Source organism: Pseudomonas oplopanacis (assembly GCF_057128725.1).
The window spans coordinates 18,098-43,545 of the sequence record NZ_JBSKHV010000018.1 but is presented as its reverse complement, the minus strand read 5'-3'; the positions used below and the strand labels follow the sequence as shown (position 1 = coordinate 43,545).

General features: G+C 59.9%; 30 protein-coding genes. 14 read left to right on the top strand and 16 right to left on the bottom strand.

Annotated features, from left to right (window positions below):
- Positions 1 to 166 precede the first annotated feature (166 nt).
- The 4 genes from ACWKV5_RS26270 to ACWKV5_RS26255 all read right to left on the bottom strand — a co-directional run bounded on the left by ACWKV5_RS26270 (position 167) and on the right by ACWKV5_RS26255 (position 3,720).
- A complete protein-coding gene (locus ACWKV5_RS26270; RefSeq protein WP_483843614.1) occupies positions 167 to 1,120 on the bottom strand; it encodes an AraC family transcriptional regulator in 954 nt (317 codons plus the stop codon).
- Between the two features lie 170 nt (positions 1,121 to 1,290).
- Positions 1,291 to 2,220 (bottom strand): catechol 1,2-dioxygenase, encoded by a 930-nt coding sequence (catA, locus tag ACWKV5_RS26265; RefSeq protein ID WP_123431927.1) that lies wholly within the window; start codon positions 2,218 to 2,220, stop codon positions 1,291 to 1,293.
- 51 nt (positions 2,221 to 2,271) lie between these two features.
- Positions 2,272 to 2,562, bottom strand: a complete 291-nt coding sequence (gene catC / locus ACWKV5_RS26260) for a muconolactone Delta-isomerase (protein ID WP_483843613.1) — start codon at positions 2,560 to 2,562, stop codon at positions 2,272 to 2,274.
- A gap of 9 nt (positions 2,563 to 2,571) precedes the next feature.
- Positions 2,572 to 3,720 (bottom strand): muconate cycloisomerase family protein, encoded by a 1,149-nt coding sequence (locus ACWKV5_RS26255; RefSeq protein ID WP_483843612.1) that lies wholly within the window; start codon positions 3,718 to 3,720, stop codon positions 2,572 to 2,574.
- 127 nt (positions 3,721 to 3,847) lie between these two features.
- Here ACWKV5_RS26255 and ACWKV5_RS26250 point away from each other — a divergent pair, with 127 nt between their 5' ends.
- Entirely contained in the window at positions 3,848 to 4,735 is an 888-nt protein-coding gene (locus ACWKV5_RS26250; protein WP_483843611.1) for a LysR family transcriptional regulator, read from the top strand.
- 167 nt (positions 4,736 to 4,902) lie between these two features.
- Here the strand turns inward: ACWKV5_RS26250 and ACWKV5_RS26245 are convergent, their stop codons facing one another.
- The 3 genes from ACWKV5_RS26245 to ACWKV5_RS26235 form a co-directional block, all read right to left on the bottom strand.
- Positions 4,903 to 5,145, bottom strand: coding sequence for a DUF1652 domain-containing protein (locus tag ACWKV5_RS26245; RefSeq protein WP_483843610.1), 243 nt, complete (start codon positions 5,143 to 5,145; stop codon positions 4,903 to 4,905).
- Between the two features lie 119 nt (positions 5,146 to 5,264).
- Positions 5,265 to 6,164 (bottom strand): polysaccharide deacetylase family protein, encoded by a 900-nt coding sequence (locus ACWKV5_RS26240; RefSeq protein ID WP_483843609.1) that lies wholly within the window; start codon positions 6,162 to 6,164, stop codon positions 5,265 to 5,267.
- A gap of 144 nt (positions 6,165 to 6,308) precedes the next feature.
- On the bottom strand, positions 6,309 to 7,256 hold the full coding sequence (locus tag ACWKV5_RS26235; RefSeq protein ID WP_483843608.1) for an ABC transporter substrate-binding protein: 948 nt from the start codon (positions 7,254 to 7,256) through the stop codon (positions 6,309 to 6,311).
- 294 nt (positions 7,257 to 7,550) lie between these two features.
- Between ACWKV5_RS26235 and ACWKV5_RS26230 the strand changes: the two genes are divergently transcribed.
- The 6 genes from ACWKV5_RS26230 to ACWKV5_RS26205 all read left to right on the top strand — a co-directional run bounded on the left by ACWKV5_RS26230 (position 7,551) and on the right by ACWKV5_RS26205 (position 11,831).
- On the top strand, positions 7,551 to 8,537 hold the full coding sequence (locus ACWKV5_RS26230; protein ID WP_483843607.1) for an aliphatic sulfonate ABC transporter substrate-binding protein: 987 nt from the start codon (positions 7,551 to 7,553) through the stop codon (positions 8,535 to 8,537).
- Between the two features lie 10 nt (positions 8,538 to 8,547).
- The gene (locus ACWKV5_RS26225) at positions 8,548 to 9,411 is read left to right on the top strand and encodes an ABC transporter permease (protein WP_483843606.1); all 864 of its coding nucleotides are present in this window, start codon (positions 8,548 to 8,550) and stop codon (positions 9,409 to 9,411) included.
- Positions 9,408 to 10,121, top strand: coding sequence for an ABC transporter ATP-binding protein (locus ACWKV5_RS26220; protein ID WP_483843605.1), 714 nt, complete (start codon positions 9,408 to 9,410; stop codon positions 10,119 to 10,121). The genes ACWKV5_RS26225 and ACWKV5_RS26220 overlap by 4 nt, the downstream gene beginning before the upstream one ends.
- Positions 10,122 to 10,171: 50 nt before the next feature.
- A complete protein-coding gene (locus ACWKV5_RS26215) occupies positions 10,172 to 10,858 on the top strand; it encodes an SOS response-associated peptidase (RefSeq protein ID WP_483843604.1) in 687 nt (228 codons plus the stop codon).
- A gap of 269 nt (positions 10,859 to 11,127) precedes the next feature.
- Complete coding sequence (locus tag ACWKV5_RS26210; protein ID WP_483843603.1) at positions 11,128 to 11,400, top strand: hypothetical protein; 273 nt, start codon at positions 11,128 to 11,130, stop codon at positions 11,398 to 11,400.
- A gap of 203 nt (positions 11,401 to 11,603) precedes the next feature.
- On the top strand, positions 11,604 to 11,831 hold the full coding sequence (locus ACWKV5_RS26205) for a DUF6555 family protein (protein ID WP_483843602.1): 228 nt from the start codon (positions 11,604 to 11,606) through the stop codon (positions 11,829 to 11,831).
- Positions 11,832 to 11,930: 99 nt separating this feature from the next.
- Here ACWKV5_RS26205 and ACWKV5_RS26200 read toward each other — a convergent pair whose 3' ends face one another.
- The 3 genes from ACWKV5_RS26200 to ACWKV5_RS26190 are packed head-to-tail and all read right to left on the bottom strand — an operon-like array spanning position 11,931 to position 13,170.
- On the bottom strand, positions 11,931 to 12,098 hold the full coding sequence (locus tag ACWKV5_RS26200) for a hypothetical protein (RefSeq protein WP_483843601.1): 168 nt from the start codon (positions 12,096 to 12,098) through the stop codon (positions 11,931 to 11,933).
- Between the two features lie 59 nt (positions 12,099 to 12,157).
- Positions 12,158 to 12,469 (bottom strand): AzlD domain-containing protein, encoded by a 312-nt coding sequence (locus tag ACWKV5_RS26195; RefSeq protein ID WP_185044989.1) that lies wholly within the window; start codon positions 12,467 to 12,469, stop codon positions 12,158 to 12,160.
- Positions 12,469 to 13,170, bottom strand: a complete 702-nt coding sequence (locus ACWKV5_RS26190) for an AzlC family ABC transporter permease (RefSeq protein ID WP_310267520.1) — start codon at positions 13,168 to 13,170, stop codon at positions 12,469 to 12,471. Before ACWKV5_RS26190 ends, ACWKV5_RS26195 begins: the two co-directional genes overlap by 1 nt.
- A gap of 186 nt (positions 13,171 to 13,356) precedes the next feature.
- Here ACWKV5_RS26190 and ACWKV5_RS26185 point away from each other — a divergent pair, with 186 nt between their 5' ends.
- From ACWKV5_RS26185 to ACWKV5_RS26175, 3 genes are read left to right on the top strand one after another with little or no spacing between them, the layout of a single operon-like run.
- Positions 13,357 to 14,289, top strand: a complete 933-nt coding sequence (locus ACWKV5_RS26185; protein ID WP_483843600.1) for a GGDEF domain-containing protein — start codon at positions 13,357 to 13,359, stop codon at positions 14,287 to 14,289.
- Between the two features lie 59 nt (positions 14,290 to 14,348).
- Positions 14,349 to 14,723 (top strand): DUF2784 domain-containing protein, encoded by a 375-nt coding sequence (locus tag ACWKV5_RS26180; protein ID WP_483843599.1) that lies wholly within the window; start codon positions 14,349 to 14,351, stop codon positions 14,721 to 14,723.
- A gap of 22 nt (positions 14,724 to 14,745) precedes the next feature.
- Positions 14,746 to 15,663, top strand: coding sequence for a LysR family transcriptional regulator (locus ACWKV5_RS26175; protein ID WP_483843598.1), 918 nt, complete (start codon positions 14,746 to 14,748; stop codon positions 15,661 to 15,663).
- A 2-nt stretch (positions 15,664 to 15,665) separates the two neighbouring features.
- Here the strand turns inward: ACWKV5_RS26175 and ACWKV5_RS26170 are convergent, their stop codons facing one another.
- Both ACWKV5_RS26170 and ACWKV5_RS26165 read right to left on the bottom strand, forming a co-directional pair.
- Entirely contained in the window at positions 15,666 to 17,243 is a 1,578-nt protein-coding gene (locus tag ACWKV5_RS26170) for a sensor domain-containing diguanylate cyclase (protein ID WP_483843597.1), read from the bottom strand.
- Between the two features lie 114 nt (positions 17,244 to 17,357).
- Positions 17,358 to 17,885: a DUF3087 domain-containing protein gene (locus tag ACWKV5_RS26165; RefSeq protein ID WP_483843596.1), complete on the bottom strand. Its 528-nt coding sequence runs from the start codon at positions 17,883 to 17,885 to the stop codon at positions 17,358 to 17,360.
- 216 nt (positions 17,886 to 18,101) lie between these two features.
- Here ACWKV5_RS26165 and ppnN point away from each other — a divergent pair, with 216 nt between their 5' ends.
- Positions 18,102 to 19,475 (top strand): nucleotide 5'-monophosphate nucleosidase PpnN, encoded by a 1,374-nt coding sequence (ppnN, locus tag ACWKV5_RS26160; protein WP_483843595.1) that lies wholly within the window; start codon positions 18,102 to 18,104, stop codon positions 19,473 to 19,475.
- A 136-nt stretch (positions 19,476 to 19,611) separates the two neighbouring features.
- Here the strand turns inward: ppnN and ACWKV5_RS26155 are convergent, their stop codons facing one another.
- Positions 19,612 to 20,673 carry an alpha/beta fold hydrolase gene (locus ACWKV5_RS26155; protein WP_483843594.1) on the bottom strand — a complete coding sequence of 354 codons (1,062 nt, stop codon included), beginning with the start codon at positions 20,671 to 20,673 and terminating at the stop codon, positions 19,612 to 19,614.
- Positions 20,674 to 20,727: 54 nt separating this feature from the next.
- Complete coding sequence (locus tag ACWKV5_RS26150) at positions 20,728 to 20,988, bottom strand: DUF2790 domain-containing protein (RefSeq protein WP_483843593.1); 261 nt, start codon at positions 20,986 to 20,988, stop codon at positions 20,728 to 20,730.
- Positions 20,989 to 21,179: 191 nt separating this feature from the next.
- Between ACWKV5_RS26150 and ACWKV5_RS26145 the strand changes: the two genes are divergently transcribed.
- Both ACWKV5_RS26145 and ACWKV5_RS26140 read left to right on the top strand, forming a co-directional pair.
- Positions 21,180 to 21,920, top strand: coding sequence for a response regulator (locus ACWKV5_RS26145; protein WP_483843592.1), 741 nt, complete (start codon positions 21,180 to 21,182; stop codon positions 21,918 to 21,920).
- Positions 21,921 to 22,081: 161 nt separating this feature from the next.
- Positions 22,082 to 22,384, top strand: a complete 303-nt coding sequence (locus ACWKV5_RS26140; protein WP_483843591.1) for a phage infection protein — start codon at positions 22,082 to 22,084, stop codon at positions 22,382 to 22,384.
- Between the two features lie 125 nt (positions 22,385 to 22,509).
- Here the strand turns inward: ACWKV5_RS26140 and ACWKV5_RS26135 are convergent, their stop codons facing one another.
- Both ACWKV5_RS26135 and ACWKV5_RS26130 read right to left on the bottom strand, forming a co-directional pair.
- On the bottom strand, positions 22,510 to 22,974 hold the full coding sequence (locus ACWKV5_RS26135) for a metallophosphoesterase family protein (RefSeq protein WP_483843590.1): 465 nt from the start codon (positions 22,972 to 22,974) through the stop codon (positions 22,510 to 22,512).
- 34 nt (positions 22,975 to 23,008) lie between these two features.
- Positions 23,009 to 24,007: a bile acid:sodium symporter family protein gene (locus ACWKV5_RS26130; protein WP_483843589.1), complete on the bottom strand. Its 999-nt coding sequence runs from the start codon at positions 24,005 to 24,007 to the stop codon at positions 23,009 to 23,011.
- 203 nt (positions 24,008 to 24,210) lie between these two features.
- On the opposite strand from ACWKV5_RS26130, the gene ACWKV5_RS26125 reads away from it, so the two are divergent.
- Entirely contained in the window at positions 24,211 to 25,230 is a 1,020-nt protein-coding gene (locus tag ACWKV5_RS26125; RefSeq protein WP_483843588.1) for an AbrB family transcriptional regulator, read from the top strand.
- Positions 25,231 to 25,448: the final 218 nt, after the last annotated feature.

Below are 25,448 nucleotides of genomic sequence, written 5' to 3'. Positions count from 1 at the left end.
CCGCCGCCTCCATTGTTTTTATTCAGGCAGGGCCATGCTAGGACGGGGGGACGGGGCGAACTATCCGCTGGGTGCAGATGTGTATCCGTTTACTGCAACCGAAAATGCGACGACGACTTTGTGGCGAGGGAGCTTGCTCCCTCGCCACAGGAGGAATCGCCCGCGCTCAGTGCCGGCGCTTGAGGGTGTCGGAGGGCAGTTCGCCGAACTGTTTGCGGTAGTTGTCGGAGAACCGTCCAAGGTGCAGGAAGCCGTAATCCATGGCCACTTCCGTGACGTTGCGCACGTTGCACGTCGGGTCGCTGAGGCACTGGTTGATGCGTTCGAGTTTCTTCTGCCGGATGTAGTGTTGTGGCGACGTTCCCGCGTTGCGCTCGAACAACCCGTACAGCGAACGCAGGCTCATCCGCGCCTGGCGTGCCAGTTCCTCACTGTCGATGTCGTGCTTGAGGTTGCGTGCGATGTAATCGGTAATCACCTCGAAAGCAGGCGAACCCAGGCTGCCACGAATCACATTGGTTTTCATCAGGCTGAGCATCTTGCTGACGATGATCTGCGCGTAGTGTTCCTGCACTCGTGGAATCTGTTCAGTGGCCTCCGCTTCCTGACAAATCATCGCCAGCAAGCCAACGAAACCCTCCAGTTCATCGAGCTGATAACGGTTCTCCAGGAACCGCACGCCCTGCCCCGGATACCGCCAGCGCTGTTCGTCGCACACCGACTCAAACAAACGGACAGGAATCTTGAGAATGAATTTTTCGCAATCGTCGGAATAGGTCAGGTCGACCGGTTCATCGGGGTTGATCAGCAGCAACTCACCGGGCGCGAAGTAATGTTCCTGACCCCGCCCACGCGACAGGCAGTTGCCCCGCAGCAGCACTTGCAGGTGATAGATGCTGTCGAGTGCGCCGGAGGTCACCCGCACACTGGCGCCGTAGCTGATGCGGCACAGGTCCAGGCTGGCGAATTTGCGGTGATCGAGGCTGGCCAGCGGCCGGCCGACATTGGGCATCAGGATGCAATGGTTGCCGACATGCTGATTGACGTAACCCGATACCGCATAAGGGTCGGCATGGTCGAATACTCTGCTGCGCTGACTCAACAGTTGCGCGTGCATCATCGGGTCACTCTCGTTGTTGTTATCGGCGGTGTCAGGTCAAGTCTAGAACATTGACTGAAAACCTCTGTGGGAGCGAGCCTGCTCGCGAAGGCGGCGTCAGCTTCAACTTCAACGTTGACTGACACTGCGCTTTCGCGAGCAGGCTCGCTCCTACAGGGTTGATCGCGCTATCAATCTTCCAGTGCGCGAACCCGCTCGTGGCGTTGTTGCTCTTCGGGCTGGGCAGTTGACTGCAGCGTGAAATCAAATTCAATTTCGGCAAACCGCCCGCTCACACCGTGCGCCGCGGCGCGTTGTTGGTCGTCGCTGAAGCTGATGTGGGCGATCAATTCGTCGCGGGTGGCGTAGGCGAAATCGTCGTGCAGGTACTGATCGCCATCGAGGTTGATCTGGGTGGTCAGGTGACGATGATCCGGTGCCGAGATAAAGAAATGCACGTGCGCCGGGCGCTGGCCGTGACGGCCCAGTTGATCGAGCAATTGCTGGGTCGGACCGTCCGGCGGGCAGCCGTAACCCGACGGCACGATGCTGCGGAAACGGTAGCGACCTTCGGCATCGGTGACGATGCGACGACGCAGGTTGAACTCCGACTGCGTGGCATCGAAGTACGAGTAAGTGCCTCCGGTGTTGGCGTGCCACACATCTACCACGGCGCCGGCCAGCGGTTCGCCGGCAGTGTTGAACACGCGCCCTTGCATGAACAGCGTGACACCCGGATCGAGGCCATCATCGAGTCGCGCTTCGCCTTCGGACAGCGGTGCGCCGGCTACGTACAGCGGTCCTTCAATGGTACGTGGCGTGCCGCCGGATTTGCCGGCCTGCTCGTCTTCAGCGTCCATCAACAGATCGAGGTAATGCTCCAGACCCAACCCGGCCACCAGCAATCCGGCTTCCTGACGCGCGCCCAGCACGTTGAGGTAGTTGACGGCTTTCCAGAATTCTTCCGGGGTCACGGCCAGGTCTTCGATGATGTTCACCGAATCACGCAGAATGCGGTAGATCAGGGTTTTGACGCGCGGGTTGCCGGCATCATTGAGCAGGCCGCTGGCGTCTTCGAGAAACTTTTGTGCGCTGGCAGTGTGGGAAATCTTGACGTTCATGGTGGTTCCTCATCTTGTAATTATTAGCGTAGCGAACTGAACAGGCTGGGTTCAGCGGTCATCCGCGCGGATGGAAGACGGATGCCGGCACATCGCGTCGATCTCGATCGCCATGTAGGGAAACAGCGGCAGTTGCATCAGCAGGTCGTGCAATTCCTGAACGCTGTCGACATCGAAAACGCTGTAGTTGGCATAGTGCCCGGCGATGCGCCACAGGTGGCGCCACTTGCCCTGCTCTTGCAGGCGCTGGGCCAGGGCTTTCTCGTCAGCCTTCAGCTTGGTGGCGGCTTCGGGGTTCATGTCGACCGGTAGATTCACGGTCATTTTTACGTGGAATAGCATGATCTCTCCTCAGGCTTGATGAACGGAAGTGGATGTTTTGTCGCGACGGAAAAACGCCAGGCGCTCTTCATCCAGGCTCAGGCCCAGGCCCGGTGTTTGCGGGACATGCAACTCGAAATCGCGATACACCAGCGGCTCGCTGAGAATGTCTTCGGTCAGCAGCAACGGGCCGAACAGTTCAGTGTCCCAGGCCAGTTTGTTCAAGGTGATAAAGGCATGGGCCGAGGCCATCGTGCCGAGCCCGCCTTCGAGCATGGTGCCGCCGTACAAGGCGATGCCGGCCGCTTCGGCAATCGCGGCAGTACGCAACACGGCGCGCGGGCCACCGTTCTTGGCGATCTTCAAGGCAAACACCGACGCTGCACCTTCGCGCGCCAAGTTGAAGGCGTCTTCCACGCATTCGATGGATTCGTCGGCCATGATCGGCGCCGGGCTCATCGCGTTCAGGCGCGCCATGCCGGCGCGGTTGTTGCGCGAGATCGGCTGTTCGATCAGGTCGATGCCGTTGGTGCCGAGGATCCGGCACGCGCGCAATGCGACTGCTTCATCCCAGGCCTGATTGACGTCGACCCGCACGCTCGCGCGGTCACCCAGGGCTTTTTTGATGGCGATGACGTGGGCCAGGTCGCGGTTGACTTCACCGGCACCGATTTTCAGTTTGAAGATGCGATGGCGGCGCAGGTCGAGCATTTTTTCCGCCTCGGCGATGTCTTTGTCGGTGTCGCCGCTGGCCAGGGTCCAGGCCACCGGCAAGGCATCACGCACACGTCCGCCGAGCAACTCGCTGACCGGCAGGCCGAGACGCTTGCCCTGGGCGTCGAGCAAGGCGGTTTCGATCCCGGATTTGGCAAAGGTATTGCCGCGAATGCTGCGTTCCAGGCGCAACATGGCGGCGTTCACATTGCCGCTGTCCTGGCCGATCAGCAGCGGCGCAAAGTGTTTGTCGATGTTGGTCTTGATGCTGTCCGGGCTTTCGTTGCCATAGGCCAGGCCACCGATGGTGGTGGATTCCCCGATCCCTTCGATGCCGTCGGTGCAGCGCACGCGGATGATCACCAGGGTCTGATTCTGCATGGTGTGCATCGCCAGCTTGTGCGGGCGAATGGTCGGCAGATCGACGATGATCGTCTCGATGGATTCAATGGCTGTTGCACGCATGTCGATACCCGTCAGGTTCTTAAAGTTCTGGAACCGATTCTCGTACGGCTTTTTTCACGATGCCAATATAGAATTGGTCTGACTTGATACCTTTAAGGTATGCAAACGACTGACGTTCGGAGGCTCCATGGAACTGCGTCACCTGCGGTATTTTCAGGTGTTGGCTCAAACCCTCAACTTCACCCGCGCCGCCGAGCTGCTGCACATCGCTCAACCGCCCCTGAGCCGGCAGATCCAGCAATTGGAAGACGAACTGGGCGTGTTGTTGATAGAGCGTGGCCGACCGCTGAAACTGACGGAAGCCGGGCGGTTTTTCCATGAGCATTCCACTGCCCTGCTAGAACAACTGAACAAGGTCTGCGACAACACACGGCGGATCGGCCTGGGGGAAAAGACCTGGCTGGGCATTGGTTTCGCGCCTTCGACCCTGTACGGCGTGCTGCCGGAATTGATCCGCCGCCTGCGCAGCGGCGAGCCGTTGGAGCTTGAACTGGGGTTGTCGGAAATGACCACGCTGCAACAAGTGCAGGCGCTCAAGGCCGGGCGGATCGATATTGGCTTCGGGCGTATTCGCATCGACGATCCGGCGATCGTCCAGACGGTGCTCACCGAAGATCGCCTGGTCGCCGCCCTGCCCGCCGGCCATCCACTGCTGGCCAGGCCGATCAGCCTGCGCGAATTGGCCAAGGAACCCTTTGTCCTGTACCCCGGCAATCCGCGCCCGAGCTACGCCGACCATGTGATTGCACTGTTCGAGTCCTATGGCGTGAGCATTCACGTGGCGCAATGGACCAACGAACTGCAAACGGCCATAGGGCTGGTGGGGGCCGGGATCGGCGTTACGCTGGTGCCGGCGTCGGTGCAATTGCTGCACCGCGACGACATTGGCTTTACCCCGTTGCTGGAAGACAACGCCACTTCGCCGATCATTCTCAGTCGGCGCGTGGGTGATGTGTCACCGGGGTTGAATCATTGCTTGAAGATGATCGAAGAGCTGCAACCGCAGAACACTTGAAGAGCACGCACACCCCTGTGGCGAGGGAGCTTGCTCCCGCTGGGTTGCGCAGCAGCCCCAAACAGGCACTGTGGTACTTCAGAAAAAACTCGGTCAGCTTTCTAGGGCCGCTTCGCAGCCCAGCGGGAGCAAGCTCCCTCGCCACAGATCAGTGTTAGTTAGGTGGATCAGCCGGCAAAGGCTCGGCGGCCGGCGCTCATCTCGACGCGCAACTCGCCCACCAAGTCGGAGATCGCGCGGATCGTGGTCAACTCGGCGGGCGATACGCCGTTGAGCAACAGATCAATTCGCCCCGTGGCGCGGTCGAATACTTTGATGCGCAGTAACCCGTCGGCACTCACCGTGCAATCGCAAGAAAGTGGCTCGAAGCCAGATTCCACAATGCTGCAAAGGACTGAAATGGGAACCATCGCTGTCGCCTCCGTGGCGGTTGGTCGAAATCATCCTGATCAGAATAGATGGCCTTTTTACTTTCCGCCCCAGCCAATGCTCACTAAAAGTGATACCTGCCTCGCATCTTGGCGAGGTTTTAATGGGCATTGTGGTCCCAGAACCAGTTCCAGAACCCCGGCAGTTCCACTGGCTGCGAACTGTCCTTGACGGTGCGCGCCATGGCTGCGCGCAGCACGGCGTCGTGATCGTCGTAAAACGCTTTTTGCGCCAGCGGCACACCCGTGGCCTTGGCGCTGTCGATCAGGATTTGCAGGTATTCGCGGGCGTGCCGGGCGGTGTAGCGGTTGAGGTCGTGGAAGGTCACCACCACCGGAATCACCCCGTCCACGGTTGGAAACTCGCCCTGGGCGATGCGCTCACGCACTTCAGACATTGAACGCAGCATATGCGAGCGACGCCGGGGGCTGGCGTTGAAACCCCAGATCTTGCCGTCATTGGCGCTCAAATCGGTCAGCAGCACATGCATGCCGTGCTGCTGATACGCCGCGAAAACCCGTTTGTCGTAGTTCCAGAATGGCGGACGAACCAGGGTTGGCGGCGCGCCGGTAATGGCTGCGATGTCGGCACTGCCCTTGCTCAGCGACTGTTCCAGTTCTTCCGGGCTCAGCGAGCGGTGATTGGTGTGCCAGTGAGTGGCGGTGTGAAAACCCAGCACCTGCCCTTCTGCATGTTCGCGATGCATGAGTTCGCGCCCGATATCACTGTTGCCGGCGCGTGGCGCACCGGTCTGCACGAAAAACACCGCTTTGATGTCGGGCTGCAGCGGGTTGTCTTTCAGGCTGTCGAGCACCGTCGCGGTGGGGTTCCAGAAACTCGAAGCACTGGGGCCGTCGTCGAAAGTCAGCAAAAAACGAATCGGTGCCTGGGCCTGTAGACGTTGTTCAGTCTGTGGGGTCAGTTCGATGGGTGCCGAAATGCACCCTGCCAGCCCGAAGGCAATGACGAGTGCAGAGAGAACCTTGAACAGCTGTTTCATGTTTTGCCTTGGGCCAGACCATGACGGTCAACACTTAGAATGGCAAAAATCCTTCGCCCGCTCTTCCTTCGCCGACCCGCCAGTTACGCGGGCCGAGCTTGGAACAGCGTACACAGTGTTTGGTTCCTCCGCCCCCCTCCTCGTTTACTGCGCCAGGGCCTGCTGGAACGAGTGGTCGATGATCGGTGCGGTCGCCAGTTCGGTTGGCAGCGCCTTGACCTTGAACAGGAAGTCCGCGGTGCTTTGCAGATCCGCTGCGGCTTGCTGATCCACCGGGCCGACGGTCATGTGGGCCTGACGCAACCAGTGGCGCGACACGTCCTGATCGAGGTTGGCCTTCTTCGCCCACAGATCGGCGTATTCATCGGTGTGGCTGTCGACCCAGGCCCGAGCCTTTTTCAGGCGCCCCAGGAAGTCGGCGATGGCTTCGCGTTTGGTGTCGATGGCCGGTGTCGACGCGGCGATGGCGCTAAGGCCCGGCATCAGGTTTTTAGCGGTGAGAATCGGTCGCGCACCGGAAAACAGAATCTGTTGGGAAATGTACGGTTCCCACACCGGGAACGCGTCGATGCTGCCTTGAGGCAATGCCGCAGCAGCATCGATCGGCATCAGTTTGATGAAGTCGACGTAGTCTTCCGGCAGGTCGGCTTTCTCCAGTGCGCGCAGGGTCAATTGCTGGCTCCAGGCGCCGGGCCAGTAAGCGACTTTCTTGCCTTTGAGATCGGCAATGCTGTGCACTGGTGAATCCTTGGGCACGAGCAAGGCGATGGTGTCGGGGTTCTGCCGCGACACACCGATCAGCTTCACCGGCGCCTGCTTGGCCGCCAGGAACAGGAACCCGGAATCCCCGAGAAAGCCCACGTCCAGCGCGCCGGTGTTCAGCGCTTCGGCCAGCGGTGCTGCGGCCTGGAAGTGTTTCCAGTCGACGGTATAGGACGCGCCTTCCAGCACCCCCGACGCCTCCACCGAGGCGCGCACGTTGTAGTAATTCTGATCGCCGACATGCAGGACCACGGGGTCGGCAGCGTAGGTCATCGGGGTGGCGAACAGGGCACTGGTCAACAGACCGCGCATGAGTCGGGACAGGTTCATCGGAGGCTCCGGGGCGTTATTTATATAGACCCTAACGCTCTTACAAAACGCTTTGTAAATTCTATTTATGCATAAGCTCATGACCTGAAACAGGCAGTGTTGCCCCGGCAACAGCGACCCAACACTGTGTCCGCCCCGGAACAGCTCAAACGTCCCTGATCAGCGAAAACGTTCGATAAACCGGCGAATTCCGAACATGGCACAGAGCCTGCAATATTCCATTTATGCAGGAAGCAATCAGACAAAATAATTTTTCGGATATAAAAATATCGCCGCCTTGCCCGGAGCCCGCCCATGAAATCCACCTTCCGCTTTTCCAACGTCAGGTACCTGCTCAGTGCATGCGCACTGGCCCTGAGTCTGCAACCGCTGGCCCAAGCAGCCGAAGCGCCACCGGCCGAAGTGCATCTGGACTACGCCTATTACTCGCCGGTGAGCCTGGTGCTCAAGCACTTCGGTTTTCTCGAAAAGGCCCTGCCACAGACCAAGGTCAGTTGGGTCCTGAGCCAGGGCAGTAACCGTTCGCTGGAATACCTCAACAGCGGCGGCGTCGATTTCGCTTCATCCGCCAGCCTGGCCGCCGTGCTCAGCCGCGCCAACGGCAGCCCGATCAAATCGGTTTACGTGTACAGCCGTGCCGAATGGACTGCGCTGGTGGTACGCAAGGATTCGCCGTACAAAACCGTAGCCGATCTGAAAGGCAAGAAAATCGCCGCCACCAAAGGCACCGATCCCTATCTGTTCACCTTGCGCAGCCTGCAACAGGCCGGCTTGAGCAAAGACGATGTCGAGCTGGTGCATCTGCAGCACCCGGACGGGCGCATCGCCCTGGAAAAAGGTGATGTAGACGCGTGGGCCGGGCTTGATCCGCACATGGCGGCCAGTCAGGTTCAGGCCGGTTCGCGTCTGCTGTATCGCAACACTCAGTTCAACAGTTATGGCGTGGTCAGCGTGACGGACACCTACGCCAAAGAGCATCCGCAAGCCGTCGAGACTGTATTGAAGGCCTATGAACAGGCCCGTGAATGGGCGGTGAAAAACCCTGATGAACTGGCGAAGTTGCTCGCCAGCGAATCCGGCCTGCCGCTTGAAGTGGCCACGCTGCAATTGTCACGCACCGACCTGAGCAGCCCGCAGTTAACCGCCAAGGATGTGATCGCCTCGAAAGCCGCCGCCCCGATCCTCGTGTCCGAGGAGTTGGTTCGTCGCGGGGTGAATGTCGATCAGGTCATCGATCAACTGCTCGATACCGGCTTCAAAGAAACCGTGGCCCGTCAGTAACGGGGGACTCATGACCAGCAAAAGCAAAAACCTGCCACTCGAATTGCCCGCACCGCGCCGCGCCAGCGTGTCCTTGCACAACGCCTGGCGCCTGCGCCTCAAGGGCCTGGTATTGCCGGTGCTGATTGTTCTGTTGCTGGAGTTCGTCGTGCGTATCGGCTGGCTGCCTTCCTACCAGATGCCGGCCCCGAGCGAAGTGGCGCTGACCCTCAGGGACCTGGCCGAAGGGGCGCTGTGGAAGCACATCAGCGCCAGCCTGCTGCGGGTGCTGATCGGTTTCGCCATCGGCGCCAGCCTCGCGCTTGCCTTCGCCGCGTGGGTGGGGTTGAGCCGTGAAGCCGAGGCGTATCTGGAACCGACGTTTGCCGGTTTGCGCTCGATCCCGAGCCTGGCCTGGGTGCCACTGTTGTTGCTGTGGCTGGGCATCGACGAGACCTCGAAAATCGTCCTGATCGTCATCGGCGCGTTCTTTCCGGTGTACCTCAACGGCGTCGCGGCGATCCGTGACATTGACCGCAAGCTGGTCGAAGTCGGGCAAATGTACGGCTTCAGTCGACGTCGACTGGTCCGGCGGATTCTGCTGCCCGCCGCCCTGCCCGGCCTGTTCACCGGGTTGCGCAGCGGCATGAGCCTGGCCTGGATGTTTCTGGTGGCCGCTGAACTGATCGCCGCGACCAAAGGCCTTGGCTATCTGCTGAGTGACGGTCGCGAGACGTCGCGTCCGGACATCGTGCTGGCCGCCATCATCGTCTTGGCGCTGCTGGGCAAGCTCAGCGACGGCCTCCTCGCCGGCCTGGAGAAACGCTTCCTGGCGTGGCGCGACACCTTTAACGGCCAGAGTGCCGAAGATATAGCGCCGAGGACTGAGCCATGACCGCACACCTGCTGGACATCCGCGTCGAGCGCAAAACCTTTGCCGCCACCACGGTCCTGAAAAACATTCACCTGCAATTGCAGCCGAGGGAAACCGTCAGCCTGCTCGGCCCCAGCGGTTGCGGTAAAAGCACCTTGCTGCGCATCGTCGCCGGGCTGGAAAAGGACTTCCAGGGCGAACTGCGCAACACCGCCGGGGAAGTGGCCTTCGTCTTTCAGGAACCGCGGCTGATGCCCTGGCTGACGGTCGAACAAAACATCGGTTTCAGTGCCGACAACCACTACGACAAAGCCTGGGTCACGCAACTCATTGAGGAAGTCGGCCTTGGCGGTTTCGCCCAGGCACTGCCCAAAGCCCTGTCCGGCGGCATGGCGCAGCGCGTCGCGATAGCGCGGGGGCTGTACTCGCGGCCGCAGGTTTTGCTGTTGGACGAACCTTTCAGTGCGGTGGACGCCTTTACCCGCATGAAGCTGCAGGATCTGCTGCTGCAACTCGCGGAGCGTCACGCCATCGCCCTGTTGCTGGTGACCCACGATGTCGATGAAGCGCTGTACCTCAGCGACCGGGTGCTGGTGATGGACAACCGGCCCAGCAGCATCCGTCAGGAACTGGCCGTGGAGCTGCCGCATCCACGGGATCGGCGCGATCCACGGCTGGCCAGTTTGAAGGCGTTGTCGTTGACCGAACTGCAGCGTGCCCATGTGATCTGAAGGCTAAGCTGAAGATTCTCGTCAGCGCTTTCCAACCGCAGGGTCAGCCGATGTGTGGACGTCTGTCGCAGTACCGTGGCATTCACGATTTCGTTGCCGTGCTGAGCATTCCCGACGCGATGATCAATCACGTCGGGGATGAACCCCTGGCCCGCTATAACGCGGCGCCCACCACTCAACTCGCCCTGTTGCATCTTGAGCTGGACGGGCTGCACGCCGATCCGGTGCGCTGGGGTTGGCGCCCGCACTGGGCGAAGGATCGCGCAGCGCCGATCAACGCGCGGGTTGAAAAAGTCGCGCACGGCCCGTTCTTCCGGGGGATCTGGCCGCACCGGGCGATTGTGCCGATCGACAACTGGTTCGAATGGGTTGATGCGGGCGATTCGACGCGAGCACCATGGCTGATTCGCCGACAGGATGGCGCGCCGAGTTACTGCGCCGCCATTGGCCAGTTCCCGAGCGCTGGCAATGAACCGCGCAGCGACGACGGTTTTGTCATCATCACGGCGGACAGCGCCGGCGGCATGCTCGACATTCATGACCGGCGACCGGTGGTGTTGTCGCCGGAACTGGCGCGGGAATGGCTCGATCCGGCCACGCCTAAAGAACGTGCCGAACAGATGGTGCTGCTGCAGGGGGAAACCAGTGACAGGTTCGAGTGGTACAGGGTCGACAAAGCGGTCGGCAACGTCAGAAACCAGTCTTGTACCTTGATTAATAAGCTTATTCAGGACTGACCAGTTGGACGGTTCTGTATATACAAGAAAGTTATCGCTCAAAAACTTCAACGCATAAGCGTTACACAGACTGTTTCATCTCAGAAACACATGCCGCGTGTATTTGAGATCGGGCCTCAACCGCTTGTCTGACAATGTCTTTATCGTACATACATTCAGTAACACTAAAGTTAGGATGCGCGCCGCATTTCCGTGGCATCGCCCAGTTGACCAAAGAGTCAACAAAGAAGGAAATCCTTATAAATCAACAAGCCTTGCAGAGAACTAAGTTGCGCGACGATCTTGTAATTAATCAAGTCAGCAGCCTGGAGTGTGTGTACCTGTCTATGACAGAACGCTATCAACTTGACTGCTTTATCGGGCAATACATAAAGACCCGAAACCTGCGCTCTATCCCCAATATCAACGAAATCCTGCGTTCGACCCTCGCCACCTACGCCGGCACCCCGCCGGTCATGGTCAACGAGCTGAATGCATGGATCGACAGGAAATTGGGCTATCGGGCTTCCCACCCGGATTTTCCGTCGTTGGAAGACCTTTGAAATGAGGCCCGGTGCCGTTCAGCACAAGAACTGAACGAACCGGACTTCGTTGCACTCTCAGTAGTAGAGGCCTGCGGGCCTCGTTCTTTTCAGCCTTCTCATTTCTGCGCACTTATTTCTGCACACTGCCTGCACCGCAGATCTGCCTGAATTCCCCATTCCACTGCTGAGCCCAAGCCCAAGGCTGACCTCAGGAGCAAGACATGAGCGAACTCGTCCCCTACGCCGTGCACTATTTGTTCGAAGGCGTTCGTCAGCACTTTTTCAAACTGGCCGAACAGTTTTCGGATGTCGACGCGATTCATTCGGCGTCCGCCCATGCCTATCCGCAGTCCGGGCGAAAGATCGCCGCACACGCCACACTCGACGCCGCGCGGTTGACCGCCACGCAACTGGGCATCACCCAGATACGCTGGAACGAGGCTATCTGACTTATCCCGACGTTTACTCAAGAAAATCTCGAGACAAACGAAAACTTGTGGCGAGGGAGCAAGCTCCCTCGCCACAGGTACAGTGTCGCGTTTAAGTGGTCAGGGCTTCAGCGGACGCTCTTCGTCGCGGTCTGACAGTTCCCGACTGTCGTCATGTTTCCAGTCCTGCCGCGAACTTTCCTGCCGCTTGATCTCTTCCTTCGTGGGTTCATCCTCCGTGGGTTCATCCTCATCTTCAAAATCCGGATGTTTTTGATCGTTGGCCATGCGCACCTCTCTTCCAGTGAAGGGACCCATTAAGCGTAGATCACATTCGAGCGCTCGACTCAGAGCCACCAACGCAGCAAAAAGAAAAACCCCATGCTCAGGAGCATGCTCAGCAAGGTGTTGCGGGTGTAGAGCACCAGCCCCACCGCCACCAGCGAACTGATCAGGTACGGGTTGTCCCAGTGCAAATTCAGCTGTTTGTCGGGCATGAACACAATCGGCCCGCAGATCGCGGTCAACATGCCCGGCACGGCGAAACCGAGGAACTGCCGGGCATTGCTGCTCAAGCGCACCGGCAACCGCGGTTCGAGAAACACGTAGCGGTTGAGAAACACCAACACACCCATTCCGAAAATCACCGCCCACACCATCATGCTGTACGCCCCAGGTAGAGTTTGTTGCAGATAAAACCGGCGGTCATGCCCGCCAACCCGGACAGCACCAGCGCCGAGCCCCATTGCCAGTAGCTGAACAGCACCGAACAGAACAGCGACACCGCGACGCACACCACCGTGGGCACGTTGCGCACCACCGGCGTAATCAAGGCGATGAAGGTGGCGGCGATGGAGAAGTCCAGGCCCAGATGCTCCAGCCCCGGAATGCTGCTGCCCAGCACGATGCCCGCCAGCGTGAACAGGTTCCAGGCGATGTAAAACGTCAGCCCGACGCCCAGCGCGTACCAGCGATTGAATTGCTGTTTGTCGTGCTGGCTGGTCAAGGCAAACAACTCGTCGGTGAGCAAAAAGCCCAACCCCACCCGCCAGCGCCCCGGCAATGGCGAAATCACCGAACGCATGCTCATGCCATACAGCAGATGCTGCGAAGTCAGTAACAAAGTGGTCAGCAGAATCGAAAAGACCCCGGCGCCGCCCTTGAGCATGCCGATGGCAACCAACTGTGCGGCCCCGGCAAACACGATGCTCGACAAGCCCTGCCCTTGCAGTGGCGTGAGGTTGGCCTCGATGGCCATGGATCCGGCCAGCAAGCCCCAAGGCGCGGTGGCCAGGGACAGCGGCATGATCGCCGCGGCGCCGCGCAGAAAGGCACTGCGCGGCATGATTGAATTCGTCATAACGCCCTACAACCGGTGAAAGACCCGAGACTGTGCCAGCAGTCGCGGCGGATGGCTTGAACAATCTTGCGCACTTTTGCCGTGAGCGAGTCTAGTGAAGGTGCTCCGTTCATCGGCCGGGCGCTTGATTCGCCTCGATAGTAGCAACATGATGGCGCTGCATATTTCCTTGAGGCCAGGCCCTGCATGAGCTCAGTCGAACCCGATAGCGATGTCTATAAAACCCTGCTTGAGTCAACCAATGCGATTCCCTGGCGGATCGACTGGAAAACCATGACCTTCAGCTACATCGGCCCGCAGATCGAGGCGTTACTGGGCTGGAAGCAGGACAGTTGGGTCACGGTCAACGACTGGGTCGAGCGCATGCACCCGGACGATCGGGATTACGTGGTGGAATTCTGCGTCTCGCAATCGCGCGCCGGGGTCGATCATGAGGCGGATTATCGGGCACTGACCCAACAGGGCGACTACGTGTGGATTCGCGACGTGGTGCACGTGGTGCGCAAGGACGATGAAGTGGAAGCCCTGGTGGGCTTCATGTTCGACATCAGCGAACGCAAGAAAACCGAAGAACACCTGAGCCGGCTGCAGAAGCAACTCGAAGAGTATTCGTTCCAGGACGGCCTCACCGGTATCGCCAACCGACGCATGTTCGACACCGTCATGGAGCGCGAATGGGGCAATGCCCAACGCACCGGTTTGCCGTTGTCGTTGCTGATCCTCGACATCGACTACTTCAAGCAATTCAACGACCACTACGGCCACATCAAGGGTGACGAATGCCTGCGCCAGGTGGCCCAGACGTTGTCACTGGCGGCCAATCGACCGCGTGATTTCATCGCCCGGATCGGCGGCGAAGAATTCGTCTGGCTGCTCCCGGACACCGACGCCGAGTCCGCACGGCTGGTGGCGCGCAAATGCCTGCACCTGATTCGTCAGCAGCAGATTGTCCATGAGTTTTCCCCGGTATCGCCGCTGTTGAGCGTGAGCCTGGGCGTCGGCACCACGGTCGCGCCGCTGCAAGCGACGGCCGTCGACTTCATCGAGCAGGTCGACAAGTTGCTCTATCGCGCCAAACACAACGGGCGGATGCGCGCCGAGTTCGCAGATTTGCGCTGAACACCGGGAGGCGTCCGAGTACCATGAGGCGATCCACCTAATCAGGTCAGGGAGTCGACATGCTTTACCGGATCGCCGCCGACGGGCTGGTGCTGTTTCATCTGCTGTTCATTCTGTTCGTGCTGTTCGGCGGGCTGCTGGTGCTCAAATGGCGGCCGCTGATCTGGGCGCACCTGCCCGCCGCTGCGTGGGGCGTGATGGTCGAAGTCTTGCACCTGACCTGCCCGCTGACCCAGTGGGAAAACCTCATGCGCCAGGCCGCCGGGCAAACCGGCTACGGCGGCGGCTTTATCGAACACTACGTCTGGCCGGTGATTTACCCCGCCGGTTTGACGCCCGCGATTCAATGGGCGCTGGGCAGCGTGGTGCTGGCGATCAACGTGCTGGTCTATCTTCGGTTGTTCAGGCAGTGGAAACTGCGCCGGGCCGCCTGAAACAAACGCCGAGGATGAACCCATGCTGTCGATTGAAGACCTGTCATTGCTCCAGGCCATCCGCGAAACCGGCAGCCTGTCGCGTGCCGCTGCGCACTTGGGCAAGGCGCCGTCAACCGTGTCCTACGCCGCGCGGCAACTGGAAGAGCGCTTCGACGCGCTGCTCTTCGACCGTCGTCGCTACCGCTTGCAGCTCACCCCGGCCGGTGAGTTGCTGGTGAACGAGGCGGCGCGGTTGATGCAGGACGTGTCCCGCCTGACCCAGCGGGTGCAGCAAGTGGCCAACGGCTGGGAAAGCCGACTCTGGATTGTCACCGACGAACTGCTCGAATTCGAAGCCTTGATTCCGGTGATCCACGAGTTCGATGCCCTGGAATCCGGCGTGCCGCTGCGCATCACTCAAGAGGTCCTCAAAGGCGTTTGGGAAGCCCTGCGTGAAGGCCGTGCGGACCTGATCATCGGCGCCACCAACGAACCACCGGCAATCCCGACCCTGCGCTGGATGCAGTTGGGGGAAATGGAGTGGGTGTTCGCAGTTTCACCGAAACACCCGCTGGCCAAGGCCAAAGAACCGATTTCCCGGGCCATGGTTGCGCAGCATCGGGCGATTGTCGTGGCAGATTCATCGCGGGTCACCGAGGGCAGCACTTACGGTGTGTCGGGTGGCCAACCGGTGCTTGCCGTGCCGACCATGCGCGCCAAAGTGCTCGCCCAATGCGATGGCCTCGGCGTTGGCTGGCTGCCCCGGCACCGGGTGAGCTCATTGCTGAAAAACGGCACGCTGGTCGAAAAACAAATGGCTGACCCACGCGAGCCGAACATTCTCTACGCCGGCTGGCGCGGCGATCATGACGGCCGCGCTTTGGGCTGGTGGCTGGAAAAACTCAAGCAATCGTACCTGTCCACCAAACTGGTGCAGGGCAGCGACCGGTTTGTCTGACCTCAGTTGGCAATCACGCTCATGTTGCGCCCGCTGGACTTGGCCACATATAAGGCTTTGTCCGCTGCGGTGACCACGTCGTCAGGCTGGTCCTGCGAGGCGGTGTTGTAGGCGCAAACGCCGACGCTGACCGTCACCCTGCCCTCCGCGCTGTCGAGGTGTTCGATGTCATCCAGCAGGACGGCGTGACGAATTTTTTCCGCCACCAGGAACGCGCCGACATAGTCCGTGCCGGGCAGCACCACCGTGAACTCTTCGCCGCCATAACGGGCGGCAAGGTCGCCGGGGCGATTGATGTTGTCCTTGATGATCGCGCTGATCCGGCGCAAACACTCGTCACCGGCGACATGACCGTAGCGGTCGTTGAAGCTCTTGAAGTGATCGACATCGATCATCAGCATCGCGAGGTGGGTCTGGGTGCGCCGGGCGCGACCCATTTCCGCGAGGATAAACAGGTCGAACTGACGCCGGTTGGACAGGCCGGTCAACGCGTCCTCCAGGGCCAGCAGCTCTAGGCTGCGATTGACCTCGATGAGTTTTTCCTGACCATCGAGCAACACGCGCTGGAAGTGATGTTGCTGCTTCATGAAGTGAATGAGGCGGTAACCGAGCGCGCCCAGAAACAGCAGCAGCGACAACACGATCCCCGCGCTCAGCGCCGTCTCTTTGCGCCAACTGGCCAGGACTTCCTCCTTGTCCAGCGCGGCAAAGATGATCAGCGGATAGCCGCTGACCCGCCGAAACCCGACCACCCGCTCCACACCGTCGACAAACGACTTGACGGTGGCCGTGCCGGAATCGCCTTTGGGCAACAGTTGGGTAAACAACGGCCCCTTGGCCACGCTGCTGCCAATGTCCGCCTCTTTGAACGGCCGACGCACAACAATGCTGGCGTCATCGGCAATCAGGTTGATCACCCCGTTCTGGCCCATGTCGATGCTGTCGTACAGCTCAAGGAAATGACTGAGATAGATCGTGGCCAGCGCCACCCCGGCAAACCGGCCATCCGGATAATTGATCCGGCGTGACACGGTCATGATCCATTCACCGCTCGAGCGACTTTTTATCGAGCGACCGATATGCGGACCACGGTCGGGATGGTCACGATGGAAGATGAAATATTCACGGTCGGAATTGTTGGCGTTGGGCACCTCTGCGCCATTGGAGTTGGCGATCCAGCGCCCTTGTTCGTCGTAGACAAACAAACCATGCAGTTGCTTGAGCTCGTCGCGTTCAGTGCGGAGCAAACGCTGCAACCGCGGCAGTTGCTGCGGGCCGGCACCCTCGTTTTCGAGGCGGTCCACCAGGGCAAACAGCAGCGTGTCGGCCTGTTTGATCGACGCCTGCGCCTGCGAGGCCAGGGTCTGCGCCAGGTTGGACATCGCTACTTCTTTGTCCTGCAGATGGTACTGGCGCGAGTTCCAGGCTTCCCAGAACACGATCGCCGTCATCGACAGGCACACTGCGACGAGCAGCACCACCGCATAGCGAACCTTGAGCCTTGACTCGATCTGGCCGGGCACCCAAGGCGTGGCAGGACGCGGGTTTGCAATCGGATCTTTGATGGACGGATTCCCCATGACAGTCCCTGATTCGTTATGACAGGGCGATTTTTCCTGTTCGCCCTTTAGATGTCGCATCAGAAACACAATAGGTGATTTGCCGGTCCCGTGACGGGTTTGTGTCGGGAAACCTTACTTCGACGCCTGTTTCACCACTTCAAGCCAGGCCGGGTCCAGGCGGGTCTGGTCGGTGTCGATGCCCAGTTCCTCCATTCGCGCCTTGTGCTGATCCATCTCGCGAACCAGTTGACTGTGGTCGCTGGAGTTGGCGTCCAGCTCGTGCATCTGGTGCAGGCCCAGGTGGTAGAAACGCAGCAGTTTCATGGCCACTGGATCACCGGTCGCCACCGCTGCGGTGACCTGATGCATGATGTTGGTGACGCTCATCAGGCTGCGTTTGAGCTGCCAGCCGTAGACTGCCGCAGCCATCCAGGGCTGGTTCCAGAACTTGCCGCGCATCAGCGCCACCATCAGCAACACCGCAATAAACACGCCGCCGACGTTATAGCGCAGGTTGTCGCCGCCGGGCTCACCGAACAACGCCACCGCCGCCGTGGACAGCACCATCGCCAGCGCGAGGAACATCAGGGCAATAATCACCGTACTGCGGCGCGTCTGTTGTCGATAGGTTTGAGCGTTCTGCGGCTGGATTTCGAACATCGCGACAGGTTTCCTTGGGAGCAGAGACAAAAAGAAAGCCAGGCATTATCGCCTCTGCGAGGGATTTAGCTATGCTGGGGCTCCTTTTCATCTTTTCATCGTCAAACGGGGGACATGGCGGTATAGCCCAGTTCGTGCCATCTTCATCCATGGATACACACTATTCGGATGCCCTTCGCGCGGTTCGGCGAGTGACATCGTTTTAAGGATCATTGAATGACCCAACGACAAGTAATCAACGCCTCGGTCAGCCCAAAAGGCAGCCTGGAAACCCTTTCCCAACGCGAAGTCCAACAACTGAGCGAAGCCGGTTCCGGCAGCACCTACAACATCTTCCGCCAGTGCGCCCTGGCCATCCTCAACACCGGCGCGCATGTCGATAACGCCAAGACCATCCTCGAAGCCTACAAAGATTTTGAAATCCGCATCCACCAGCAAGACCGCGGCGTGCGCCTGGAACTGCTGAACGCCCCGGCCGACGCCTTCGTCGACGGCGAAATGATCGCCAGCACCCGTGAAATGCTGTTCAGCGCCCTGCGTGACATCGTCTACACCGAAAACGAACTCGACAGCCAGCGCATCGACCTGAGCACCTCCCAGGGCATCAGCGACTACGTGTTCCACCTGCTGCGCAACGCCCGCACCCTGCGCCCCGGCGTCGAGCCGAAGATCGTGGTCTGCTGGGGCGGTCACTCGATCAACACCGAAGAATACAAATACACCAAGAAAGTCGGCCACGAACTGGGCCTGCGCAGCCTCGACATCTGCACCGGTTGCGGCCCCGGCGTGATGAAAGGCCCGATGAAAGGCGCGACCATCGCCCACGCCAAGCAGCGTATCCATGGCGGTCGTTACCTCGGTTTGACCGAACCCGGGATCATCGCCGCCGAAGCGCCGAACCCGATCGTCAATGAGCTGGTGATCCTGCCGGACATCGAGAAACGCCTGGAAGCGTTCGTGCGCGTCGGCCACGGCATCATCATTTTCCCCGGTGGCGCGGGCACGGCTGAAGAGTTCCTGTACCTGCTCGGCATCCTGATGCACCCGGACAATGCCGGCCTGCCCTTCCCGGTCGTCCTCACCGGGCCCAAGCATGCCGCACCGTATCTGGAACAACTGGACGCATTTGTCGGCGCCACGCTGGGCGACGCAGCGAAGAAACATTACGAGATCATCATCGATGATCCGGCGGAAGTGGCACGGCAGATGACCCAAGGGCTGAAAGCGGTCAAACAGTTCCGCCGCGAACGCAATGACGCGTTCCACTTCAACTGGCTGCTGAAGATCGACGAAGGCTTCCAGCGCCCGTTCGACCCGACCCACGAAAACATGGCCAACCTGAAGCTGAGCCGGACACTGCCAGCCCACGAACTGGCGGCCAACCTGCGCCGTGCGTTCTCCGGCATTGTCGCCGGCAACGTCAAGGACAAGGGCATTCGCCTGATTGAGCAGCACGGGCCGTATCAGATCCGCGGCGATGCCGAGATCATGCGACCACTGGATCAACTGCTCAAAGCGTTCGTCGCCCAGCACCGGATGAAACTGCCGGGTGGCGCGGCGTATGTGCCGTGTTATCAGGTTGTGGCATAACCCACGACCCGACTAACACCAAAAATCCCTGTGGGAGCGAGCCTGCTCGCGAAGGCGGTGTGTCATTCAACATCTATGTTGACTGACATGGCCTCTTCGCGAGCAGGCTCGCTCCCACATGGGCTAGTTTGGGTTATTACAGGTGATCAGCATCGATCACTGCCTTGGCAAACGCCTGCGGATCTTCCTGCGGCAGGTTGTGGCCGATGCCGCCATTGATCAGCCGGTATTCATACTTACCGGTAAAACGCTTGGCATAATCCTCGGCCGCCGGATGCGGTGCACCGTTGGCGTCCCCTTCCATCGTGATGGTCGGCACCGTAATCGACGGCGCCGTGGCCAGTTTCTGTTCCAGCGCTTCGTATTGCGGTTCGCCCTGCACCATGCCCAACCGCCAGCGGTAGTTGAAAACGGTGATCGCAACATGGTCCGGGTTGTTCAGCGCGACAGCGCTGCGATCATAGGTCGCATCGTCGAAAGTCCATTTTGGCGATGCGGTCTGCCAGATCAACTTGGCGAAGTCGTGACGGTTTTTTTCGTAGCCGGCCTGGCCACGATCGGTCGCGAAATAGAACTGATACCACCACTGTAATTCAGCCTTGGGCGGCAACGGGTTCTTGCCTGCGGCCTGGTTGCCGATCAGGTAACCACTCACCGACACCAGCGCCTTGACCCGCTCCGGCCACAACGCCGAGACGATGTCCGCCGAACGCGCGCCCCAGTCATAACCGCCGAGTACGGCCTGTTTGATTTTCAGCGCATCCATGAAGTCGATCACGTCACTGGCCAGTGCGGCAGGCTGGCCGTTGCGCAGGGTCTTGTCCGACAGGAACTGCGTGTCACCGTAACCCCGTGCATACGGAATCAGCACCCGGTAACCCTTGGCCGCCAGCAACGGCGCGACTTCGCTGTAGCTGTGAATGTCGTAGGGCCAACCGTGCAGGAGAATCACCACGGGGCCGTCGGCGGGCCCCACCTCGGCGTAAGCCACATTCAGCAAACCAGCCTTGACGTGCTTCAGTGGACCGAACGAGTCGTGCGACTCAACTTTCGCCACCACCGGCTCCTCAGTCGGGGTCGCGACTTGCGCAGTGGCAGCGCCCAAGGCACCGAACTGCAGCAACGCAACAGCGAGCATCGTTGGCGCCATGAAGCGGCGGCGTGATTCGGTTTTACGGCTCAACACATTCATCTTCATAGTGATTTCCCTACCAGTCATTTGTCTGTTGTTTTGCCCGACGTAGTGGATGGATCAACTACCCTGATTGCCGCAATCCGCGAACTTGCTGTAGTCGAGCACTTTGTGCGAACCGCTGGAATCAAGGTAGCTCAGGCGGGCATTGACGAGGCCGCAACCACTGCCGGTGTCTTCGATGGAAATCACTTTCTTGATATCCAGATGAGTGCCGTGAGCAAAGACCGGCTGTGTGGTTTGATCAGCGGCATGGGCCGAGAACGCGGCAACGTTCAGGACGGCGAAGAAGCTGGCGGCAATGAGTGTGTTCCAGTTCATGATCAGTTCCTCAGGGTGGCGATAGTCAGTGGCGGTGAGGCAAGTTGTCTTGTCTCGATGGAAGCCATTTAATCGCCCGGAGGTATCTGCCATGTGTCGTCAACACCGCGTTATTAAGGCGTAAGGTGTCAAACAGCGCCTGCGATACACTGCGATACAATTCCCACAGCGAATAACAAGAGGGTTGAGCAATGGATCACGTGAACCACATCCTGATCGTCGATGACGATCGCGAGATCCGCGAGCTGGTGGGTAATTACCTGAAGAAGAATGGCCTGCGCACCACGGTGGTTGCGGATGGCCGGCAGATGCGCCATTTCCTGGAAACCAATCAAGTCGACCTGATCGTGCTGGACCTGATGATGCCCGGCGATGACGGCCTGGTGCTGTGCCGGGAATTGCGCGCCGGCAAACACAAAGCCACGCCGATCCTGATGCTCACCGCCCGCAACGACGAAACCGATCGCATCCTCGGCCTGGAAATGGGCGCCGACGACTACCTGACCAAACCCTTCGCCGCCCGCGAGTTGCTCGCGCGGATCAACGCGGTATTGCGTCGCACGCGGATGCTGCCACCGAACCTGCTGATCACCGAAACCGGTCGCCTGCTCGGATTCGGCCGCTGGCGCCTCGACACCACCGCTCGCCACTTATTGGATGACGAAGGCACCATGGTCGCCCTCAGTGGCGCGGAATACCGTTTGCTGCGCGTGTTTCTCGATCACCCGCAACGGGTGCTCAGCCGCGATCAGTTGCTCAACCTGACCCAGGGCCGCGATGCCGACCTGTTCGACCGCTCCATCGATTTGCTGGTGAGCCGCTTGCGCCAACGCTTGCTCGATGACTCACGCGAGCCGACCTATATAAAGACCGTGCGCAGCGAAGGCTACGTGTTCTCCTACCCGGTGGAGCTGCTTGGCGCCGAATCCTGATCGGGTTTTGTATCCGTCTGTATAAGAACCCGCGACAGATACGCAAACCCCGATTTCGACGGGTTCGCGCACACATCACCGATACACCCGAGCGTTTAACTGTGTTCACCGGATAGCAGCTGCTACCGACCCACTCAAACTAAACGCACGGAGTATCACCCATGTTCAACTTCTCGAAAGTCTCGTCCCTGGCACTCGGTCTGGCACTGGTCGGTGGTCTCGGTCTGTCTAACCTGGCATCGGCGAACACCGCCAGCGCCGTGTCCCACAGCCAACATCAGCAACTGCTCGTGGAAGGTGGTTCGGATCGCCTGATCCAGAATCGTGTCGCTGAAGGTGGCGCGGATCGTCTGCAAGAACTGCGTGAACGTGTGGCGCTGATCAGCCCGAGCAACGCCGTGCGCGGTGGTGTGGTGGTGGCAGAGAACCGCCCTGAGTTCGGTTCGAAATATCAGCGGTACTGATCACAATCGACACCACAACGAAGATCCCCTGTGGGAGCGAGCCTGCTCGCGAAGGCGGTGTATCAGTCAGCATTGATGTTGATTGACACACCGCCTTCGCGAGCAGGCTCGCTCCCACAGTTTGATTAGGGGGTGTCCAATAACGAGATCAGGCGCGGTTCTATCGAAGTTTCCAGCACCTCGATCAACGCCAGCGTCACCGGCAGCTTGAAGCGCCGCCGCCCCGCGCTGCCGGGATTGAGGAACAGACGCTCACCGCGCCATTCAATGTGCGGCTTATGCGAATGACCGGTGATCACCAGTTTGATGTCAGCATCGAGCAACGCCGGAACATCGGCGATGTCATGCACCAGCAGCGTGCTCCATCCGCTCAGATCGAAACGCAGCAGATCCTCGATATCTGCCGCCCACGGCTCGGCGAGGTCATTGTTCCCGCGCACCGCATGCAGCGGAGCGATGGACGCCAGTTGATCGAGTATGTCGCGACTGCCGATGTCACCCGCGTGGATGATCCGCTCACAGCCCTGCAACGCCGCAACCGCTTCGGCGCGGAGCAAACCATGGGTATCGGAAATCACCCCAACCTTCATGCACAGCTCCAGACGACGCTTGGGACTCAGGCGATCAAGGATCTACTTGCGCCATCAGTTCGGCAACCGATTCCTGGCGTTTGGCGTAGCGCTGGGCCAGCACCGCACAGACCATCAACTGAATCTGATGGAACAGCATCAACGGCAGGATCAACACGCCGATGGTGCTGCCGGCGAACAGCACCTGGGCCATCGGCACGCCGGTGGCCAGGCTTTTCTTCGAACCGCAAAAGAGGATGGTGATGCGGTCTTCCACATTGAAACCGAAGGCTTTACCCAGCACCGTCGAGGCCACCAACACCAGCCCCAGCAACACGCAGCACGCCACCACCAGCCCGGCCAGTTCCCACAGCGGGATCTGCTGCCAGATGCCTTCGTTCACCGCTTCGCTGAACGCGCCGAACACCACCAGCAGAATCGAACCCTGATCGACGAACTTCAGCCAACTCTTGTTGCGCCCAACCCATTCACCGATCCAGCGCCGCGCGATCTGCCCGGCAATGAACGGCAGCAGCAGTTGCACGCTGATCTTCACAATCGCATCGAGCGTCGAGCCGCCGTCGCCATGCACATTCAGCAGCAGCGTCACCAGCAACGGCGTGATAAAGATCCCGAACAGGCTGGACGCCGCCGCACTGCAAATCGCCGCCGGAATATTCCCCCGCGCCAGGGACGTAAACGCAATGGCCGACTGCACCGTGGCCGGCAGTGCGCAGAGGTAGAGCATGCCCATGTACAGATTGTCACCGATCAGGGGTGACAGCACCGGTTTAAGCGCCAGGCCGAGCAGCGGAAACAGCACAAAGGTCAGGCTGAACACCAGCAAATGCAGGCGCCAGTGGCCGGCGCCAGCGATGATCGACTCGCGTGACAGTTTGGCGCCATGCAGGAAAAACAGCAGCGCGATGGCGATGTTGGTCAGCCAGCCAAAACCCACCGCGACCTGACCGCTGGCGGGCAAAAAGCTGGCGAGCAGCACGACGCCGATCAGGGTGAGGGTGAAGTTGTCGGGCAGGAAACGAGGGCGCGTCATGGTGGGGCATCCGGGTTTGCCAGGAACGTGAGGACGACTCTAACGCTTCTGCGGATTACCGACTAACGCTAGTAAGCCAGGAGATGTCGCCTAACGGACATGACCAGCGAGTCGATCATCGTTCTTGACGCTTGATGCCATTCAGTGGGAAAACAGGGCGGCCCGGATGGAAGCGTCGGCCATTCACGAATCAAGGAAGACTCATGAAAACCCTGTTGTGTTTACTGATCGCCACCGGCGTCGGCGCCACCTTGCAATACGCCGGCGTTCCCCATGGCCTGTTGCTCGGGTCGATCCTGGCGTCGGCATTGATCGCCAGTCGTCTGCACTTCTCCCCTACCCTGCGTTTCGGCCTCGGCTACGTGCAAATCGTACTGGGGATCGCGACCGGCCTGATGTTTACCGCGTGGGACAGCCACACCGTCGCGGCCATGCTCCCCAGCCTGGGTTTGATGCTGTTTTGCCTGATGGTGCAAAGCTCGGTGGCCGGCCTCGCGCTGCTGAAAATCGCCGGATGGAACCGCAAGGATTCGCTGCTGGCGGTCTACCCCGGCGCACTCGCGGCAATATTTGACTTGCTCGAATCCGAACGCGCGTCCAGCAAAGTGATTGTCGTGCATCTGGTTCGACTGCTCGCCATCACCCTCCTCGTCAGCTTCTGCATTCCCGGCCAGACCAACGTGGCGGTGGCCGACAACAGCCTGCTGGACATGAGCATGGCGCTGCCCCTGCTGTCGCTGATCGCCTTTTGCCTGCTGCTCGGTCGTTTGTTGCTGAACGTCGGCGTGCCGGCACCGTTCATGCTCACCGCCATCGTGCTCACGGGCGTCTACCTCAAGTCCGGCTACTTGCAGGGCTTTCACATGCCGTCATGGAGTGTCGACTTCGCGACTGTGTTGCTCGGCGCGTTGATTGGCTCGAAATTCAAGGACATCTCTTTCGGCGAGCTCCTGCATCACGGCCGTGCCGCCGTGATGTCGGTCGGCCTGATGCTGCTGATCGCCGCCGCATTTGCCGGCATCGCCGGGCAGTTTCTGGGCAGCAATCCGTTGTCGCTATGGCTGGCCTACATGCCGGGCGCCATCGAGACCATCGCCCTCGTCGCCTTCAGTGGCGGGCTGAATGTTGTGTTCATCCTCACCCATCACCTGGTGCGCATGGTAGTGCTGCACTTTGCGCCGGCACTGGTCGTGCAGGCGCGGCGCTGGAGGGAGGATGTTTGAGGAAAGGATTAAGTCGGAGAGATGGTGGCCAGTGCGCCAATCAGAATGGTCAGCACCAGAAATCCACCGAGGAAAATTGCCATCTTGCCCATTTGAGGCCTCCTACATTTTGAGTTCGCGGTAGGCCGTCATTGTGAGCCTGCAACTGAGTGCATTACAGAGGCAGATAACCCGGAAAAATACGGATCAGATACCAGAAACGAAAAAGCCCCGCCCCA

Excerpts from the sequence above, each read along its gene's own strand:
- ACWKV5_RS26270 (WP_483843614.1), bottom strand. The coding sequence starts at position 1,120 with ATGATGCACGCGCAACTGTTGAGTCAGCGCAGCAGAGTATTCGACCAT.
- catA (WP_123431927.1), bottom strand. The coding sequence starts at position 2,220 with ATGAACGTCAAGATTTCCCACACTGCCAGCGCACAAAAGTTTCTCGAA.
- catC (WP_483843613.1), bottom strand. The coding sequence starts at position 2,562 with ATGCTATTCCACGTAAAAATGACCGTGAATCTACCGGTCGACATGAAC.
- ACWKV5_RS26255 (WP_483843612.1), bottom strand. The coding sequence starts at position 3,720 with ATGCGTGCAACAGCCATTGAATCCATCGAGACGATCATCGTCGATCTG.
- ACWKV5_RS26250 (WP_483843611.1), top strand. The coding sequence starts at position 3,848 with ATGGAACTGCGTCACCTGCGGTATTTTCAGGTGTTGGCTCAAACCCTC.
- ACWKV5_RS26245 (WP_483843610.1), bottom strand. The coding sequence starts at position 5,145 with ATGGTTCCCATTTCAGTCCTTTGCAGCATTGTGGAATCTGGCTTCGAG.
- ACWKV5_RS26240 (WP_483843609.1), bottom strand. The coding sequence starts at position 6,164 with ATGAAACAGCTGTTCAAGGTTCTCTCTGCACTCGTCATTGCCTTCGGG.
- ACWKV5_RS26235 (WP_483843608.1), bottom strand. The coding sequence starts at position 7,256 with ATGAACCTGTCCCGACTCATGCGCGGTCTGTTGACCAGTGCCCTGTTC.
- ACWKV5_RS26230 (WP_483843607.1), top strand. The coding sequence starts at position 7,551 with ATGAAATCCACCTTCCGCTTTTCCAACGTCAGGTACCTGCTCAGTGCA.
- ACWKV5_RS26225 (WP_483843606.1), top strand. The coding sequence starts at position 8,548 with ATGACCAGCAAAAGCAAAAACCTGCCACTCGAATTGCCCGCACCGCGC.
- ACWKV5_RS26220 (WP_483843605.1), top strand. The coding sequence starts at position 9,408 with ATGACCGCACACCTGCTGGACATCCGCGTCGAGCGCAAAACCTTTGCC.
- ACWKV5_RS26215 (WP_483843604.1), top strand. The coding sequence starts at position 10,172 with ATGTGTGGACGTCTGTCGCAGTACCGTGGCATTCACGATTTCGTTGCC.
- ACWKV5_RS26205 (WP_483843602.1), top strand. The coding sequence starts at position 11,604 with ATGAGCGAACTCGTCCCCTACGCCGTGCACTATTTGTTCGAAGGCGTT.
- ACWKV5_RS26200 (WP_483843601.1), bottom strand. The coding sequence starts at position 12,098 with ATGGCCAACGATCAAAAACATCCGGATTTTGAAGATGAGGATGAACCC.
- ACWKV5_RS26195 (WP_185044989.1), bottom strand. The coding sequence starts at position 12,469 with ATGGTGTGGGCGGTGATTTTCGGAATGGGTGTGTTGGTGTTTCTCAAC.
- ACWKV5_RS26190 (WP_310267520.1), bottom strand. The coding sequence starts at position 13,170 with ATGACGAATTCAATCATGCCGCGCAGTGCCTTTCTGCGCGGCGCCGCG.
- ACWKV5_RS26185 (WP_483843600.1), top strand. The coding sequence starts at position 13,357 with ATGAGCTCAGTCGAACCCGATAGCGATGTCTATAAAACCCTGCTTGAG.
- ACWKV5_RS26180 (WP_483843599.1), top strand. The coding sequence starts at position 14,349 with ATGCTTTACCGGATCGCCGCCGACGGGCTGGTGCTGTTTCATCTGCTG.
- ACWKV5_RS26175 (WP_483843598.1), top strand. The coding sequence starts at position 14,746 with ATGCTGTCGATTGAAGACCTGTCATTGCTCCAGGCCATCCGCGAAACC.
- ACWKV5_RS26170 (WP_483843597.1), bottom strand. The coding sequence starts at position 17,243 with ATGGGGAATCCGTCCATCAAAGATCCGATTGCAAACCCGCGTCCTGCC.
- ACWKV5_RS26165 (WP_483843596.1), bottom strand. The coding sequence starts at position 17,885 with ATGTTCGAAATCCAGCCGCAGAACGCTCAAACCTATCGACAACAGACG.
- ppnN (WP_483843595.1), top strand. The coding sequence starts at position 18,102 with ATGACCCAACGACAAGTAATCAACGCCTCGGTCAGCCCAAAAGGCAGC.
- ACWKV5_RS26155 (WP_483843594.1), bottom strand. The coding sequence starts at position 20,673 with ATGAAGATGAATGTGTTGAGCCGTAAAACCGAATCACGCCGCCGCTTC.
- ACWKV5_RS26150 (WP_483843593.1), bottom strand. The coding sequence starts at position 20,988 with ATGAACTGGAACACACTCATTGCCGCCAGCTTCTTCGCCGTCCTGAAC.
- ACWKV5_RS26145 (WP_483843592.1), top strand. The coding sequence starts at position 21,180 with ATGGATCACGTGAACCACATCCTGATCGTCGATGACGATCGCGAGATC.
- ACWKV5_RS26140 (WP_483843591.1), top strand. The coding sequence starts at position 22,082 with ATGTTCAACTTCTCGAAAGTCTCGTCCCTGGCACTCGGTCTGGCACTG.
- ACWKV5_RS26135 (WP_483843590.1), bottom strand. The coding sequence starts at position 22,974 with ATGAAGGTTGGGGTGATTTCCGATACCCATGGTTTGCTCCGCGCCGAA.
- ACWKV5_RS26130 (WP_483843589.1), bottom strand. The coding sequence starts at position 24,007 with ATGACGCGCCCTCGTTTCCTGCCCGACAACTTCACCCTCACCCTGATC.
- ACWKV5_RS26125 (WP_483843588.1), top strand. The coding sequence starts at position 24,211 with ATGAAAACCCTGTTGTGTTTACTGATCGCCACCGGCGTCGGCGCCACC.